General features: G+C 41.1%; 14 protein-coding genes. 4 read left to right on the top strand and 10 right to left on the bottom strand.

Annotated features, from left to right (window positions below; genetic code table 11):
* Window positions 1-153 precede the first annotated feature (153 nt).
* A complete protein-coding gene (locus tag ABJK37_RS15000; RefSeq protein ID WP_348355542.1) occupies window positions 154-1488 on the top strand; it encodes a hypothetical protein in 1335 nt (444 codons plus the stop codon).
* Between the two features lie 60 nt (window positions 1489-1548).
* Here ABJK37_RS15000 and ABJK37_RS14995 read toward each other — a convergent pair whose 3' ends face one another.
* Complete coding sequence (locus ABJK37_RS14995; RefSeq protein ID WP_348355539.1) at window positions 1549-2967, bottom strand: VCBS repeat-containing protein; 1419 nt, start codon at window positions 2965-2967, stop codon at window positions 1549-1551.
* A gap of 295 nt (window positions 2968-3262) precedes the next feature.
* Here ABJK37_RS14995 and ABJK37_RS14990 point away from each other — a divergent pair, with 295 nt between their 5' ends.
* Together ABJK37_RS14990 and ABJK37_RS14985 are read left to right on the top strand one after the other, a co-directional pair.
* Window positions 3263-4111, top strand: a complete 849-nt coding sequence (locus tag ABJK37_RS14990; RefSeq protein WP_348355537.1) for a hypothetical protein — start codon at window positions 3263-3265, stop codon at window positions 4109-4111.
* A gap of 134 nt (window positions 4112-4245) precedes the next feature.
* On the top strand, window positions 4246-5142 hold the full coding sequence (locus ABJK37_RS14985; protein ID WP_348355534.1) for a DapH/DapD/GlmU-related protein: 897 nt from the start codon (window positions 4246-4248) through the stop codon (window positions 5140-5142).
* Window positions 5143-5268: 126 nt separating this feature from the next.
* Here ABJK37_RS14985 and ABJK37_RS14980 read toward each other — a convergent pair whose 3' ends face one another.
* From ABJK37_RS14980 to ABJK37_RS14950, 7 genes are all read right to left on the bottom strand, one after another.
* Window positions 5269-5754, bottom strand: coding sequence for a hypothetical protein (locus ABJK37_RS14980; RefSeq protein WP_348355531.1), 486 nt, complete (start codon window positions 5752-5754; stop codon window positions 5269-5271).
* A 242-nt stretch (window positions 5755-5996) separates the two neighbouring features.
* Complete coding sequence (locus ABJK37_RS14975) at window positions 5997-7085, bottom strand: alpha/beta hydrolase-fold protein (protein ID WP_348355528.1); 1089 nt, start codon at window positions 7083-7085, stop codon at window positions 5997-5999.
* 45 nt (window positions 7086-7130) lie between these two features.
* The gene (locus ABJK37_RS14970) at window positions 7131-8171 is read right to left on the bottom strand and encodes an alkaline phosphatase D family protein (protein ID WP_348355525.1); all 1041 of its coding nucleotides are present in this window, start codon (window positions 8169-8171) and stop codon (window positions 7131-7133) included.
* 6 nt (window positions 8172-8177) lie between these two features.
* Window positions 8178-9308, bottom strand: coding sequence for an alkaline phosphatase family protein (locus tag ABJK37_RS14965; RefSeq protein WP_348355522.1), 1131 nt, complete (start codon window positions 9306-9308; stop codon window positions 8178-8180).
* Between the two features lie 85 nt (window positions 9309-9393).
* Complete coding sequence (locus ABJK37_RS14960; protein WP_348356087.1) at window positions 9394-11736, bottom strand: TonB-dependent receptor; 2343 nt, start codon at window positions 11734-11736, stop codon at window positions 9394-9396.
* 175 nt (window positions 11737-11911) lie between these two features.
* Window positions 11912-12274: a ribonuclease E inhibitor RraB gene (gene rraB, locus ABJK37_RS14955; protein ID WP_348355519.1), complete on the bottom strand. Its 363-nt coding sequence runs from the start codon at window positions 12272-12274 to the stop codon at window positions 11912-11914.
* A gap of 24 nt (window positions 12275-12298) precedes the next feature.
* Window positions 12299-13018: a 1-acylglycerol-3-phosphate O-acyltransferase gene (locus ABJK37_RS14950; RefSeq protein WP_348355516.1), complete on the bottom strand. Its 720-nt coding sequence runs from the start codon at window positions 13016-13018 to the stop codon at window positions 12299-12301.
* Between the two features lie 190 nt (window positions 13019-13208).
* On the opposite strand from ABJK37_RS14950, the gene ABJK37_RS14945 reads away from it, so the two are divergent.
* Window positions 13209-14360 carry an HD domain-containing phosphohydrolase gene (locus ABJK37_RS14945; protein WP_348355513.1) on the top strand — a complete coding sequence of 384 codons (1152 nt, stop codon included), beginning with the start codon at window positions 13209-13211 and terminating at the stop codon, window positions 14358-14360.
* A 93-nt stretch (window positions 14361-14453) separates the two neighbouring features.
* Here ABJK37_RS14945 and glnG read toward each other — a convergent pair whose 3' ends face one another.
* Window positions 14454-15860: a nitrogen regulation protein NR(I) gene (gene glnG, locus ABJK37_RS14940; RefSeq protein ID WP_348355510.1), complete on the bottom strand. Its 1407-nt coding sequence runs from the start codon at window positions 15858-15860 to the stop codon at window positions 14454-14456.
* Window positions 15857-16936, bottom strand: coding sequence for a nitrogen regulation protein NR(II) (gene glnL / locus ABJK37_RS14935; RefSeq protein ID WP_348355508.1), 1080 nt, complete (start codon window positions 16934-16936; stop codon window positions 15857-15859). Before glnL ends, glnG begins: the two co-directional genes overlap by 4 nt.
* Window positions 16937-16981 lie beyond the last annotated feature (45 nt).

Raw genomic sequence — 16981 nt, 5'->3', positions numbered from 1 at the left:
TAATGATATCTAACACGCTTAAAAAGTTTACCACAGCGGCCAAACCTCTGAAAATCAAAATAACCATTAACCTAGGTTCACTATGACCCTAACCCTACGCGGACTAATAGTATAAGCTAAAGCCTACACATCAATAGGGAACAACAATCACTTATGATAACTACACAGAATCGACAACTTTCTATCGCTCTATTGTTGGCTTTTGCCGTCATTTTATTTGGCTGTACAGCGTCTGACTCAAAGTCAAATAACAGCGAGACTAACAGCAATACAAGTCAGCTTAATCAGGCTGCACAACACTATGTAAAGTTGGGATTAGAATTAGGTGAATACGATAAAGATTATGTCGATGCCTATCTCGGCCCTGATGAATGGAAAAAACAAGCTAAGACGCAACTGCGTTCTAAACAACAACTCGCCCTCGCTACTAGCGAGTTACTGCAACAACTGAAAACCATGGATATCACTGATCAAACACTGAAATTGCGTCACAAGGCTTTATTTCGCAACGTACGTGCCATGGATGTCCGTGCCCGTATGTTAATGGGTGAAACATTCAGTTTTGCGGAAGAAGCTCGTCTCATTTACGACGTTAACCTGCCTTCATATGACCTTAGGAAGTTTGATCAAGCACTATCAGAAATAGACAAACTTGTTCCGGGAGAAGGCGATTTAGCCGCAAGAGTCGATGGGTTTCGCAAACGCTTTATTATTACTGAAGAAAAAGTGACTGCTGTCGTAAATCGGGCAATTGCTGAATGCAAAAGGCGCTCTGATCACTACATCTCTTTACCTGAAAATGAACGTTTCGATTTGGAGTACGTCACGGGAAAAAGTTGGTCTGGGTATAATTGGTATCAAGGCGATAACAAAAGTTTAATGCAAATTAATCAGGACTTTCCCATGCAAATCGACCGCGCCATAGGCCTAGGTTGTCATGAAGGTTACCCTGGTCATCATGTTTGGAATGTACTGATTGAAAATAACTTGCTCAACAAAAATGGGTGGGTTGAATTTTCAATATTCCCGCTGTTTAGCCCCTACGCTCTAATTGCTGAAGGCAGTGCCAATTATGGAGTAGATTTAGCTTTCCCCGGTACTCAAAAAGTACAGTACGAGCAGGAGGTTTTATTTCCTCTTGCTGGTTTAGATCCTGATACCGCCGAAACTTTAGAAAAACTCAATACCTTAACGGCTCAATTGTCCCATGGTATTACTGCCACTGCACAACTGTATTTGAATGGAACAATCAGCCGCGAGCAAGCTATAGAGCAACGACGCAAATATGCTTTAGTGTCTAGAGAAAAAGCCGAACAAAGCGTACGTTTCATCGAGCAGTATCGCGCTTATGTACTCAATTATAATTTAGGCAAAGACATCGTTTCGAATTACGTGACTAAACAAAGTCGCAACGAAGCTCAAAAGTGGCAGGCCTTTGAACGTATGTTGACAGAATTGTCTACAGCATCTGATATGCTAGATAAATAAACATCTGCGGTACCTTGGTCCTCGGTAAAAGGCTGCTAGTTGCAGCCTTTTTATCAACCACTAGTTCGCCATTAATACAATAAACCTTTTTAAGAGTTCTGGGCTATCTGCGGATCCGTGATGTAACACTATGTCTGTTTTGCCGTCACCATTAATATCGCCAGTAGCAGCATCGAAAGGGTTTTTAGGCATGGCTATCTTTTGTTTTTGGGAGCGTTTTGCATAGGGCTTTTTGCTGTCGGGGGTAGCAAACAACACTCGAATCCTATCATCGCTATCTGAATACACTATATCTTTAACCGCATCACCGTTGATATCTATCATTTTCACTAAAGGCTGCCCCTGTGCCCCAGAGGATAAACTAAAGGTCATCTTTACTTCTTGGCTTACAATAGGTTTTTTACTAAATTGTCCTGTTTCGTCCATTGAAAAAATTAACACATCTTGGTCAATACTACCGGATAACAACGCCCCTATAATTTGTGAAATTCCGATATCAAAAGATGAGACCGACACTTCCTTTTTACCATCCAAATCTGAGTCGAATACAACCAAATCAGACAAAGTTTCGGTTGAAGTCACAGTGGAATCAGCGATATTGGGATAGCTTAACTTTCCTTTGTCTAACACTGAGTAATAAAACTCAAAGTCGATTATTTTATCTAAAACCCCAGAGCTTTTGGTAAACTGAACCGCGATATCGGGATTACCATCAGCGTTCAAGTCCTCAATTTTTCTCACCACTCGGTGTTGAATATTGCTTTGGTCCATTTTCTGTCCATTTGCAGCTTTGATATCCCACCAATCCAAGGCATAAATGTTATTGTTAATTGCTATCTTGGTGGCAATATCGGAAAACCGCATATCATCTTGTTGTACGAACACATTGAGTTGTCCTTGCTCAACTGTTACCAGGTCCATTTTTCCGTCTGTATTCATATCTTGAAAATACAGTTTTTGATCATGGTACCCCACCCCACTTTCTTCCATTTCAATCCGTGCGGCTATTGGTAATGTTTGTGGGTGCCTCGCGCCGCAGCAGTCAGATAACCATAAATTCAGGTGTTCAAAGTGTGGCAAAATTATGTCGTCAAGGCTGTCGTTATTTATGTGTTTTACAAAGTCCATTTTTTGAAACGCGTCAGGTTTATCACCAATATACATAGACGCAACTGACTCAGCTTGCACCCATGCAGATTTTTGTGACAAATGCGCTGGCACATATCGATATACGTTGTTTTTGTCTAAAAGATATAATCGTTGCAATCCATCCAGTAGAGGTTCGCCCACGTCATAGGCAAATACATTAGAACCAATTTGAATAGAGTCCTTTGTGATATAGCTATCGCTGTGAGTATCAAACGCATAAATCACTAACATCCGCTGTTGTTGGTCATCTATGCCAACTACAACTAGCTCTTTGCCTTCCTGAGGTAGCAGGTCAGCGATTAAAACCGGTTGACCGATATTAAAACTCACATCAATCTGCTGCTGCGAAAAAAGGCCAGAAATTTTCGCGTTAGCCGAAGTCGCTAAAATTCCAAAGCAAGTCAATAAAAAAAAGTAACGATAAAAGTGAGCCATTAAGTCACACAATTCCATATAGATTAAGGATACGTGGTATACATTAGCAAAATATATAATCTTAAAAAGCTAAAAAATGTAAGTGCTTACGTATAATTGTTGCTTTAGGTTAGATAACCCAAACTTGATCGTTATGTCTTTCGCAGTGGTATGCTTAGTTATATTAGTTAAATCAATTAGGAGTGTAATTGTGGGTAAACGTTTTGCGTTAATAAGTGGATTGGTAGCAGTTTTGGCAACGCCGCTAGTTTGGGCCGAATTACCAACCCAAACTCACCCTTATGAAACATTGCGCGGTCTTGAACGCTTTAATAAAACCAGTACTTTGGCAATGCATAATGTTACTCAAACCCCTGATGTTTTACTTGAAATTAAGGGGATTAAAATTGGCGACAACGTATTGCAACAAGCCATCAATCTAGAAGAGCAAGGTGGACAGCTGGGTCGAATTCGCGGAGGTACCCGCAGCGATAAGATAAAATTTAGTTTTTATCAGCCTTATGAAGATTCTCGCCTAGAGCAAAAAGTGGAGTTGTACTTCGATAAACATAATGGATTTATTAAACAAGTTACTGCCACCTATTTCTTGCAAGATGCCTATTTAAGCATAGTCCCCATAAGGGAGCAGAGTCTACGTGCCGCGATTGAAAAATTTGGCTCACCTATGACCATGCAGCAAGCCTATGATTTCAGTGGGCAAAAAAATGGAGAAGTACAATTCGAACGTTTTATTAAAAGACTACAGAGTAACGATCAGATACATCCATTAGCCTTAGAATATTTTCAAAAGCGTAACATTTCTAAAAGCTCAAAATGGGTGAAAGGTGAACAAGATTACGCGCTTATGCATAGTGGTTTTGACCGATGCTATTTGTGGCACACCAATACATTTCAGCAAATTTTAACCTTCTGTTTTTTTGATAAAACCAGCGCCAATCCGAATTCCAGAGGTATTGAGTTAGACTTACATGATTTTCCTACAAGTCAGCAAATTACTGAACTGGGGAACCCACATAACAAACCTAAAATATTATTATAACGCAACCTTTAGAAATACCGATTTCGCGCCAGTATGGGTATATGGCATAACCTATAAACAAATACTGGCTGCGAACAAATCCAATTCACGCGATAATCCCGATATATTCATATTCTCTTTTTTAGGACCTAATAATGACAATTACCCGCAATGGTCACCGATATATTGATGTCGAAAGTGGCAAAACCTTAGATGTATGGTTTCCTCGTAGTAATAAAAAAATTGAGCGTCATTGCTTAGCCAGTAAAGTTGGCTTGATTAAAGGCGAGTTTGTAGAGATTAGTCTGGATATTGATGCCGTCCCTCAATCTGCTGAAGACGCGTATTTACGTCTACATTTGTTATCAGAATGTGCGGTATTGCCTAACAATATCAACCTTGAAGGTGTGTTTGGCTTATTAACCAATGTCGCTTGGACCTCAGCGGGCCCAGTATTACCCAATAAGGTGGAAGAATTAAGAGAACTAATAGCCGCAGAACACCATCACTTAGCCGTCACTTCTATCGACAAGTTCCCAAGAATGGTCGATTACGTAATTCCTGAAGGTGTACGAATTGGTGATGCTGATCGGGTTCGTATGGGGGCTCACTTAGCGCCTGGTACAACTGTGATGCACGAAGGTTTTGTGAATTTCAATGCAGGCACTTTAGGTAGCTCCATGGTTGAAGGACGCATATCACAAGGTGTAGTAGTCGGTGATGGTTCTGACATTGGTGGTGGCGCCTCTACTATGGGGACGTTATCCGGTGGTGGTAAGTCTATCAATGCGATTGGTAAAAACAGCATGGTTGGCGCTAATGCCGGCATAGGGATTTCCCTTGGCGATGATTGCATTGTGGAAGCTGGGTTGTACGTGACTGCGGGAACTAAAGTCACAACCCCAGACGGTGAAGTTGTCGCAGCTCGCCAATTATCGGGTATGAACAGCCTTTTATTCCGCCGTAACAGTCAATCAGGCGTGGTAGAAGCAGTAGTAGCAGACTCATCTAAATGGGGCGGTCTAAACGCTAGTTTGCATAGCAACGATTAATAGATTGCGGAGGCATCCTAATCTTGGGTTGCCTCATTTACCTGTTACGCTTTTCCCCTGCTTTTGTTCTTACTAACAATCACCGACTTTGAGCGTCTCACTTTGATTCACTGTTATCGAAAACTGTTATTTCCATTGTTGTTTATCATGCTCTGAAGCACTTTCAACACACTCCCCCGTTATTTCGGTTAATTCAGACGATTGCGAAAAATCTAATTCGATGTAGCCAAGCCGACAATATTTAGTTTCAGCAAGTTTTTCTTCTAGCAAAGTAATAATGGCTTGGCGTTTGTCTTCGTCTGAAATATATACACCAATTTGAGGCGTACTCTCTTGCGTGCCTTCTCGTTTTTGGCCTGATTGTCCGCGCCCACCTTTCCCTCTACCTGAACGTTCGCCGTCTCCTTTATTACCGCTTCGTTTGCTTTTTCCTCGTTCACCCTTAGGTTTATTGGTTAGATATGTCATTGACAATACAAAACGTTTTGCACCGTTAGAATGAATATCGGTACTGAATCGATTAGGCTCCCCTTTGTCGTACTCTGGTGCACTTGAACAAGCGATTAAGCAAAAAGATAAAACTACAAATAATAAGTTAAAACGCAGAAGCATGATGGAATTCCAAAGTGAGAGAGATGTTTGAAAATCAAACCCTAGACTCTTAGTGTAAAATGGGTTGCAACAGCGCCTATAAGCCCTATGTCACCCACAACTAACTATGCAGCATAACGCTTTTTTTATTGAGATTTTTGACCTATACATAAACTTTACAAAGCAACACCCTAGCCTCGCATTAGACAAGATAATATGTAACCTGCCATTGAAAAAGTGCTACTTCATAGTGTCACTTCTGATTATTTTGCTATTCGTGAAAAATGTTCAACACTCATAAAACGATTGACGGTCAGTGTTTGCGGCTTCACTGCAGAATCAAACGTGGCTTGTAATAACTCACCTTGTTGATAGAAACTTTGTTTTGAACTGGCAAAAAGTGGATGCTTTTTGCCATTTATTTGCAACTGCAATTGCCCTTGCTCTGACAAGACTTGGATTAGCGTATTTGAGGTATTGCCGCGGTACTGTCCAATAAAGGTCAAAAGTTCAGCCTCACTTAGGGGAATTCGAGGCTTAGCGAAAACATAATGTAACCCCCAGGTATTAGCTGCGCCTTTTACACTTGCATGCCCTAGACCCGGTAAACGTTCAAACTTAAAAGACACATCTTTGAAATTTTGCTTTTCAAAAAAACCAACAAGGTCATCAAATGCTGGCATTAAGCCATCAAACTCACCTATTGCTGAATAAAGCGTGATTGGCCTTGACAACTTTTTATCAGAGAACGTCTTAGCATAGGAATACAATAAATTATTATCCCAGCCTGACGCAGACGCGGTGGGAATATAACCGTTAAATAAATTAGGCTGATTAAACATAGCATAGAGTGTAAATAAACCACCGTAAGAGCTCCCCATCAAGACACGATTACCATTAGTGCGGTATTCACTGCCAATAAACGGAATAAGTTCTTGCTTAATAAATCCCAAAAACTTTTCAGCTCCTCCAGAATTGGGGACTTGCGCCATATTACTTGGCGTGAAATCTCTCGCTCGTAACACTTCAGGGTTGGGATTTTCTCCGCCCCATTGAATACCCACTAAAATAGCTTCTGGGACAAAACCATCGTAATAAGACTGCCCGTAGGTAGACACCATCAAAGGAAAATCCCATTGGGCATCGAGAAAATATATGACTGGATAGGTTTTATCTGTCTGCCCATAACCTGATGGTGTGGTAATCAAAAGTTGATATTCTTGATTAACTATTTGTGACTTTAGGGTTCGTATTTGCGAGCCTGCGAGTGTCACTTCAGCAAAATTCTCGTTAGCTTGAACATTAATAATGTTCAATAACAACACAAACCAACCCCACTTAAACATACCCATAATGGTTTCCAAATAAAGAATGAGTATGGAGTCTACCCTCACAAGCTAATCGTTGTCCAAAGACAGTGTTTTTGTCATGATTTTTTTACCTGAAACATCCTTTATTGTCATATTGATCTGTTGAGAACTCAGTTCAATGACGCCATAATTTGCTTTGCTGTAGCTTTGCCCTTGGCGATGTTTATTGGGACTCACCGCTTTCCATTCTTCAGTTAAACCAGAGGTAGTCATTTCCCAGAGGGTGTTGCCGTTTTTTCGAGTTATTTGGCTTAATTCACTCCAATGTGTATCTCCGCTGACAATAATTAAATTATCAATTTGATATTTATCCAATAAGGCTAAAAATTTTTGCCTTTCATGGGGTAAGTTTGCCCAAGACTCCCATCCAGAAAACTCGGGTAACAATTGAATACTAGAGGCAAAAATACGTACATCGGCTGGTTGTTGTAATTGTTGCTCTAACCACCGCCATTGGGTATCCCCTAACAGGGAGCGTTTAGGATCTGAACTGGGTAAATATGGGCCCAAATTATTCGGTGCCTTATGACTCAAATATTCCAGCTTGGAAACAGATTCAAGTGGGCTTCTATTCCAACGCAAGTCAGGCAAGATTATTTGTACTCGCATTTCGCCCTGAGTCAACATATGGCTAGTATAGATGCCATCGCCCCTAGTGCGCCTTTTGCTATTTTTGGGAACCTTAAAATAATCCAACAGGATCTGTCGCGATGCTTCTTTGTGCGGATATTCAGCGCCAGCATCGTTTTCACCAAAGTCATGGTCATCCCAAATACCAATAGTAGTAGTGTTTGCCAACATAGTTTGCATACCTGCAGTGGCCCATTGTTTGGCATATTTACCCTCTAGCTCTGACATGTTTTTGGTATCACCGTAAATATTGTCACCCAACAAAACGAACAAATCGGCCTGCTCTTGATTCATTGCCTGCCAGATGGGTTGAGGTTTGTCTTGATGTAAACATGAGCCAAATAAAATTTTAACCTTAGCCGCGGAGACCTCTTTAGCCATTGCCGAACTGCTCATTGATATCAAAACTAAAAAAATGCTGTTAACGACATATTTCATGATCATTTATCTCTGTTTGACTATAGGTAAAGGTTGTCCAATATCAGTAGAAAATTGCTGATAATCTAGGTTAAGCAATTGAATGGCAGTAGCCGCAACTTGATTCAAACTCAAATCTTGCTGTTGTTTAATATCTAGGCTAGTTTTTACATCGGGTCCCATAGCGGCTAACCAAACTTGATCCGCGCCAGGTATGCCATTTTCAAAATGATTGAGGCCATGTAAATATCCTTTTACTGCTTTAGCACTTGCATGATGCTGCCAAGTGTTTGCTGAGTTTCCACGACCATGATCGACTGTGATCACTAAGTTGGTGTTGCCTTGGTACTGCTCGATAGACTGAAGTAGCTCCCATATTTTCGCGATAAATTGATCCGCCCTTTTAGCGCCGCGCAAATATTCTGGATAGTTGCCTTGATGGGCAAAATCATCAGTTTCACCAAGAGCAAGATAAATCACTTTGGGTTGATGTTGCAATATATACTCCTGAGCAAAACCTGCAGTAAAAGCATCTAAACGCACATTGTGCCAAGGACTGGGAATTTGCTTTTGTAGCGCATTTAACCACTTGGCTTTTTCAGATAAATTAGGCCAAGCGGCTGATTCAAACCCTGCGTTTATGGGAATTTTGCTGCGTTTTCGGTTGATAATTGCCGGAAAGACATCCCAGCTGGCAAATGCAGCCACTTGATTTTGGTAGCCTGACTGACTATTTAACCACTCTAAAAAGGTGACGTTTGCATTATCATTGGCATGATTGGAGTCAATTTTAGGATCCGCTTTACCAGTTAATAATTCGTTATAACCAGGATACGAAAACCATAAATGATTAGTGAGTTGCATCGATGAATGGTTATCTCTATCACCCAGTAAAATTCCCTGTTTGGCGACAACTTGCCACAAGAATGGCAGTAACCGATTACGCTTCTCTTGAACCGTATTACCAGCAAACTCTTGAACAATAGCCTTTCTGCTCCCTTCGAAGTCTTCTAAGTTGAGCACATCATCTTGATAACCCCGAAACACTTCCTGCCAGCGTAGCCCATCAAGACTCACAACTAACAGGTTATCTGCAGCCATTACTGGCTCATTAAAAAATCCTAGATACAACAGCACATAAACGTATAAGTATTTCATATTAATTCAGCCCAAATAAAAAAAGGGACGAACATAAAGTCCGTCCCAAAAGTGACACACAGGGAAAACTGGTTATTGTAAAATGTTAAAATTTCAAAGTAGCATTGAATGCTGCGGTACGAGGTGCGCCAATCCAAGCAGACTGACCAGCGATACCGCCTAAATAACTCTTATCAAACAAGTTATTGACTGTAAAACGAAGCTCTAAATCGCCCATCCCTTCAGCCAATGAAGGGATACTGATCCCGGCGTACAAGTCTGTGACTAAGTAAGCATCGGCAACAGCGGTATTGGCAGCATCAATATATCGATCGTCAACCCATTTTGAGGAAAGTCCCGCAAAACGGTTATCTTGTTGCCAATCTAGCGATACCACTATCATGTTTTCGACTGAACCAAATACTGTGTTTCCAGCAGGGTACCCAATAGATCCTTCTGTATATTCAGAATCGTTCGCAGTAAAGGCACCATAAACAGAAATTGTCTCGGTTAATCGTACTGATAGTGAGGCTTCGATGCCGCTTGATTCCACCCCACCAACGTTCACGTAACTGCCGTTAGTACCAATTAAGTAATCGATACCGTCGGGTGAATCTGGAGCGATAAAGGTCAAACGGTCGTCAAATTTAATACTGTAGTAAGTTAAACTCGCATTAATATCTTGGGACACATACCGTAGGCCTAAGTCTAGATTTTCGGCTGATTCAGGCGTCACCAAATCCAAAGTCGAAGCGTCTCGCTCAAGTACCGTATCTTTAATTGCCGCAAAATTTTCTGCATACCCAGCAAAGGCCTCTAAACCATCCACAGGAGTTGGCACTACTATTCCCGCAGAAATTAATACATCAGAGTCTGATGAAACTGAGGCACCATTAGTAGAGTCGAAGTTGTCTTCACGCTCTAAATCCACTAAGAATTTTTTAGCGCCTAAACGAATCACTGCAAAATCCAAATCCAATTCATCTTCTAAATACAACATGGTGGTTTCTACTGGGAAAGTGCGTTCGTATTCAACCCAATATGGGGTATGGTCAAATTCAGCGCTAGAACGAGAATCGATAATTTTATGCCAATCGCGAGACTCATTACGACTATAATCTTCGTACCAAACACCACCACGTAAGGTGTTATCCATATCGCCAATTTTACTGTACCAAGTAAAATCAGCGTTAAAGCCAAAACGTTCTTTTTCATAATGAGTATGTCGGTAAGAGCCCACTGGTATAGCACCGTCTGAATAACATGCAGGATCATATACCGCACCGGCTCCTCCATAAGGGAAAGTAATCGAACTCTCACAATCGGCTTCAGGGCTAAGGGCGTTGCCCGCCTTATCCACAAAGAAAAGTTGCCCGAGCGCCGAACCGCCACTAACGGTTTGGCCAGACACGAGTTCAGAATGGGGAGCACCAACACCATCTGCCTTCACATCAACAATGTACTGCGGCACCCAATCACCACGGCCTTCATTTTCGTGATAATAAACGTTGGCGCTCAAATCAATATTGTCGCCTTTATATTGGGCTGACACATATCCAAAAATGTTCTCACGTAAGGTAGACCAACCTTGACGATACACTTGGTCAACGTAAGGGATCCCCGTCCATTGTGAAATCAAGCCATCTGATTCTGGATTTTGCTGGAATTGCGCAAGGCTGACACGTTGGTAGTTATCTTCATGGGTGTCATCCCAAGAACCATAAGCAGTCACTTCAATGTCACCAATAAGACTGACGACCTTGGCTGCAATATGATCGCGTCTATTTTCGGCTGATTGATCAACCCAGTCGGAGTTACGACTATTTGAAACACTCACCCAAGCAAAGGTATCTTTTGCAATTTCACCGGTATCATATCGTACAAAAAATTTCTGAGCTTCAAAGTTGCCTTGTGACCAACTCAAAGTCATTTGCTCATCGTCGTTTGGAGCAAGGGTTGTAAAATTTAATGTACCACCTAAGGCTTCGTTTGAGCGGGAAGCTATGTCGCCGGTACCTTGTGATACCTCTACAGCAGCTAAATTTTCAGTATCAATGTAACGATTCGCTTTGGCTCCACCACCATAGTTAGAATTACCGTTAGCGATCCCATCGATAGTAATACCGATTTGCTGTTCGTCTAGGCTTAACTGAAAACCACGAATTGAAACGGTAGTAGACCAATCATCAGAGCCAAACGTGTCCCCTTCGTTTATCAATACGCCTGGCAAGTTGTCTATTTGGGCTAACACACTAGTTAAGTTACTTTGTTGCTTCGCCATCTCATCAGAAGTTTGATTGTTGGCGTAAGACACACTTTTGCCTACTACAGTAATTGACTCCAAATTTTCATTTTTGTCTGTCTCTTCTGCGCCAATCACTGGCATAGTCACCGCACAGGCACTGAGTGCTAGAGATATCGATAAAGCTAATTTGGATGGTGTTTTGATGCTCATTGAATGTGTTGTCCCAGTAGATTTATTTTTGTGGGCCGTAATATGAATGAGTAATGTGTAACTGAGATGTATTTTTATTGACGCTTACATGATGGTTTTACTACACTTTTGTAGCGTTCCAATGACACTATTGTGTCATTGGATTGTTTTTTGAACGAATTGATAGTGGCTACTTTTCAATAAAAAACGTTCCCCAACCGTCGTAATCCACACCATGTTTTTCGGCAATGGCAAAAAGTTTATCGGTATCCTGATTAACTAAATCTACATCCAACATACGCTCAACGACGGCATCAAAACAAAAAACTTCTTCACCATCTTCTAACTCAAACTCTTCCGCATCCCCTACTTCGAAGCCTGCTTTAAATGCGTCAACCGCTGCCTTTTCTAACAACTCAAAGTCGGCACTCGCAAAATGATATTCTATTGTATGTGCTTTACTGGCGTCACTACCATCTTCAATTAACGCTTCTATTGTTTCTTGATTAAACGCATGCCATTCGGCTAATTCGGATGTGTGCTGTGAATTCATGAAATACTCCTATGGGCAAGTTAGTTAGACTTTTTTGTTATCTACTTCTGCATTAATTTGTGAAATTTGTTGCTGCATTTTACGATGAAAATATTCGGCATTGAATTTAACCGACTGAGTTTCATTGATGAACTCTGGCTCAGACAGTTGTATGACTAGCGTACCATTGTCCCATCTATTCAATTTTATTTTGTTATGTAAGCTACTGGCTGTCACCATTACTATGGGTTCCTTAGTCGCTTTGGCGATACGAAATGCTCCCGTTTTAAAAGGTAACAATCCACGACCATTGCTGCGTGTTCCTTCAGGGAAAAACCACACAGATAAGCGCCTTTTCTGAATCTTTTGCACTGTGTCTTGTAAAGTATCATGTGCTCGACCTGAATTTTTCCTGTCGATCATAATATTTCCCGTTAGCCAGTACACTTGCCCTATTATTGGGATCCATATGAGACTTTTTTTACCAACTGTCACTGTACCTTTTTGAGCTGCAGCGCATATAGTTAATAAATCAAAACTATTTTGGTGATTGGCAATAAATACATAGGGCCCACCTTGTTTCACACTATCAGGGACGCGTAGTTCAAGTTTTAGTCCTAACAAAGTAGAAACAGAGCTATACAACACACCGGCAGCATGAACGTTGTCACGGTGAAAAGGCCGTAACACGCACACCAAAATCAATAACAAATTGATCAACAAAAAATAAAAGAATATCGCAATAATGCGTAGTAACGCTAACAAGGCATATCCTAACCAATGAAATGGGCGCTGAGTATACTCATTTTAGCAGTTAGCTAAAACAATTAAGGGATCTGATTTATTCAGTAACATATTTGCTTTCTAATGCTACATAAAAAAATGAATAAAATTCACAATTAGCCGATACTTAACAAAACAACAAATTCTTTCAATTATTAAGGCCGTTCAATTTATGCAAATGTTTAAACACGAAGATCTCGATGAAGATATTCTCACTGACCTTTTGGAAGAAATTAACGAGCTTTATGAAGCCAGCGAACAAACCTTAATTGAATTAGAATTAAAGCCGGAAGACAACGAGTTACAGCGATCATTATTCCGCTCCGTACACACCATTAAAGGTGACTTAGGTTTAGTCAATTTCACCCCCCTCATCCCGCTGTTACAGTATGCTGAAGAGTTACTCGACTACCTGCGTAAAGGCCAAATTCAATACACCAGTAACATGAGCGATTTGGTGCTATTGATAATGGACAAAGTGAAAGTGTTTGTTCAAAGCTGCATTCAAACTGGGCAAGCTGAATATGACAAACAATTATTTGAACAATTGGTGATTGCCATTCAACGTATTACTCCAGAGAATGGCGCGCAACATGAACAGTTACTGGCCAAGGCTGTATTGTTGCTCGATCCCAGTCTTGACTTAGGCCAAGAAAGTGAAATCATCAATGAAAAGTCAACGTCTGAAGCACCTGTAAGTATTGCAACAACAGGCATTCCTAAATCTATAAGCAATGAAGAACGTGAAGATTTAGTGTTTTTTAGAGAGTTGATGAAACCCATAGAAAAACGTTCTAAGTATTGGGATGGCAGAGGCGATAGGATTGCAAAGCTTGCTGGCTATATCAATAAAATTGCTGGTTCACCGGTAAATGAAGTGCAACTAGCCGTTGCCTGCTATATGCATGATTTTGGCATGGCCTTTATGCCAATTGCGGTGCTACATAAACAAGAAAAACTCCAAGAAGTCGAATTTAATCTAATGCGCTCACATGTGTATAAAAGTGCACGCTTATTAGAAAATCTGACTCAATGGAATGAAGCACGAAAAATTGTAATGCAACATCATGAACGTATCGACGGCAGTGGCTACCCGCTAGGAATAAAAGAAAGCGACATTTGCGAAGGAGCGAAGTTGTTAGCCATATTAGACACTTTCGACGCCATCACCCACGCACGGGCACATCAAAGCCATTTTAAACGCCCTAAGAAAAAAGCTGTTATTGAAATCAACCGGATTGCCAAAGGACAGTTTTCAACTAAATGGATGCAGGCTTTCAATACTGGTATGGCGGCGTTATTAACCAGCGAACGAGCCAGGTAACCGCTAGAATTTTTCAAGCCTGCTAGCGATAGCTATAACTAATAGCTTTGCTCCTGTTGCCCAAAACAGTAGCAAAGCAAATTGATTCAGGTATTACATATTTAGTTCTTTTAACTTCCGAGTCAGAGTGTTTCTGCCCCACCCCAAACGTTTAGCCGCATCTTGTTTATGACCATGGGTGTAGTGCAATGCTCTTTCTAATAATATTTTTTCAAAACTCATAATGGCGTCATCAAGAATATTATTGTGGCCAGACTGCAATTGTAGGTCAGCCCAACTGGCTAAGAGTGTTTGCCAATCCCCAGATTGCGCAGTTTTCTCAACTGATACTGGTTGTTGATTAATTTCTGGCGGTAAATCATGGGGCAATACTTCTTGTCCGCTAGCCATTACCGTTAGCCAACGACACATGTTTTCAAGCTGTCGAACATTGCCAGGCCAAGGAAGGTTAGACAGGATCTTTTTCGTCTCTTTACTCAGTGACTTAACCTCAACCGCTAATTCTGCAGCCGCTTTTTGTAAGAAATGTCCAGCCAATAGTGGGATATCTTCGCGTCTTTCGCTAAGCGTTGGAATATGGATACGTATAACATTTAGTCTGTGATACAAGTCCTCTCTGAATTTACCTTCAGATACCCGCAATTCCAAGTTTTGGTGGGTAGCGGCAATAATACGTACATCAACGGAAACCGGATTATGCCCACCCACCCGATAAAACTGCCCATCAGCTAAAACGCGTAACAGCCTAGTTTGAACGTCTAACGGCATATCTCCTATTTCATCCAAAAATAGTGTGCCACCATTAGCTTGCTCAAAGCGCCCTTGTCTGGCAGCTTGAGCACCAGTGAACGCTCCTTTTTCATGGCCAAACAACTCAGATTCGATTAAGTCGGCTGGTATGGCCGCCATATTAAGAGCAATGAAAGTATTGTTTGAACGAGGACTATGACGATGTAAAGCGTGGGCCACCAACTCTTTTCCTGTACCCGACTGACCATTGATCAAGACACTGATACTAGAACGAGACAAACGCCCCACCGCTCTAAACACCTCTTGCATTGCCGGTGCTTCACCAATAATTTCCGTGGCTTTTATTTGTTCAGGCTGTTGATTTTTGCTGGACTGTTCACGGGCGTGTGTCAACGCGCGCTGCACTAAATTGACCGCTTCGTCTATATCGAATGGTTTCGGCAGATATTCAAATGCACCGCTTTGATAGGCGTTAACCGCGCTGTCTAAGTCTGAGTGAGCGGTCATGATGATCACGGGTATATTGGCAAAGCGTTTATGCACTTCGTTTAATAACACCATGCCGTCCATTTGTGGCATGCGTATATCTGACACTATTACTTCAGGAGGTTGCGACGTCTCTAGTTGTAACAGTAAATCTTCGGGGTTTTCAAAGCTAAAACAAGGGATATTCGCTGCTTGTAACGCTTTTTGTAATACCCAGCGAATCGAGCTGTCGTCATCGACTATCCATACGGGTTCTGCACTCATGTCTGGGGATCCTTTTTTTCAATAGGTATATATAAAGTAAATTCTGTTCTGCCGGGCCAACTATCCACTTCAATTTTTCCTCTGTGGTGACCAATTAAGGTTTGCGATATCGATAGACCTAATCCACTGCCCTCTTTCTTACCCGTCACCATAGGATAAAACAGAGTATTTTTGAGTTCTTCAGGTATGCCTGGGCCATTGTCAATAATTTGAATTTTCACGCACAAAGGGGAACATTCACCATGAATAATCACCTGTCGTTCTATCCGAGTGACCACATTTATCTGGCCAATAATGTCTGGGTTTTCTGATAATACTTGCACACTATTACGCACTATATTTAACGTAGCTTGCTGCAGCATATCTTGATCAAGATACACATCAGGGATACTAGGATCGTAATCACGTATAATGGAAATATTGTGACTCGGATCAAGTCGAACTAAAGTGCATACTTTTTCGAGCACCTGATGCACGTTGTACCAATCAAAATTAGGGCGAAGATTGGGCCCTAACAAACGATCGACCAAATTAGTTAATCTATCGGATTGTTCAATAATGACTTGGGTAAATTCTTTTAATTCTTCATTAGGTAATTGTTTTCCTAATAACTGTGCCGCCCCTCGAATGCCACCTAGAGGATTTTTAATTTCGTGAGCTAAGCCACGTACCAACTCTCTAGCAGCCTGCTGCTGTGCCCATTGATGGTTTTCCTGACTTATTTTCTTCTGCTGTTCAACCAATCTAATTTCGACCAATAATCGTTTATCTTGATTTTCCAAGATACTGGTAACAGATACGTCGGCTTGGGTGTGCCTTCCATCAATAAACTTGAAGGTAACTTCACTATCGGAATACACTTCGCCAAATTGCATAGAATTTTGAAAGCGATCGAAGTCCAAGCTAGACGAGGTAATAAACTGGTTAAATGAATAACCAATAAGTAAATTCAAACTACGTTCAAATACCCCCTGAGCAGCATGATTAGCATATTGCACATTCAAATTGCCATCCAGTATAACGACCGCGGTAGATAGGTTATCTAGCAAATTTTCTGTAGTGACGGATTCAGACATAAACTCAACATTTTACGCACTCATATAGTGCAAAGTATTATTTAG

The sequence above is a fragment of the Paraglaciecola sp. genome (assembly GCF_039964565.1).
GTDB lineage: Bacteria > Pseudomonadota > Gammaproteobacteria > Enterobacterales > Alteromonadaceae > Paraglaciecola.
This window is presented reverse-complemented; position numbering and strand designations above follow the sequence as displayed.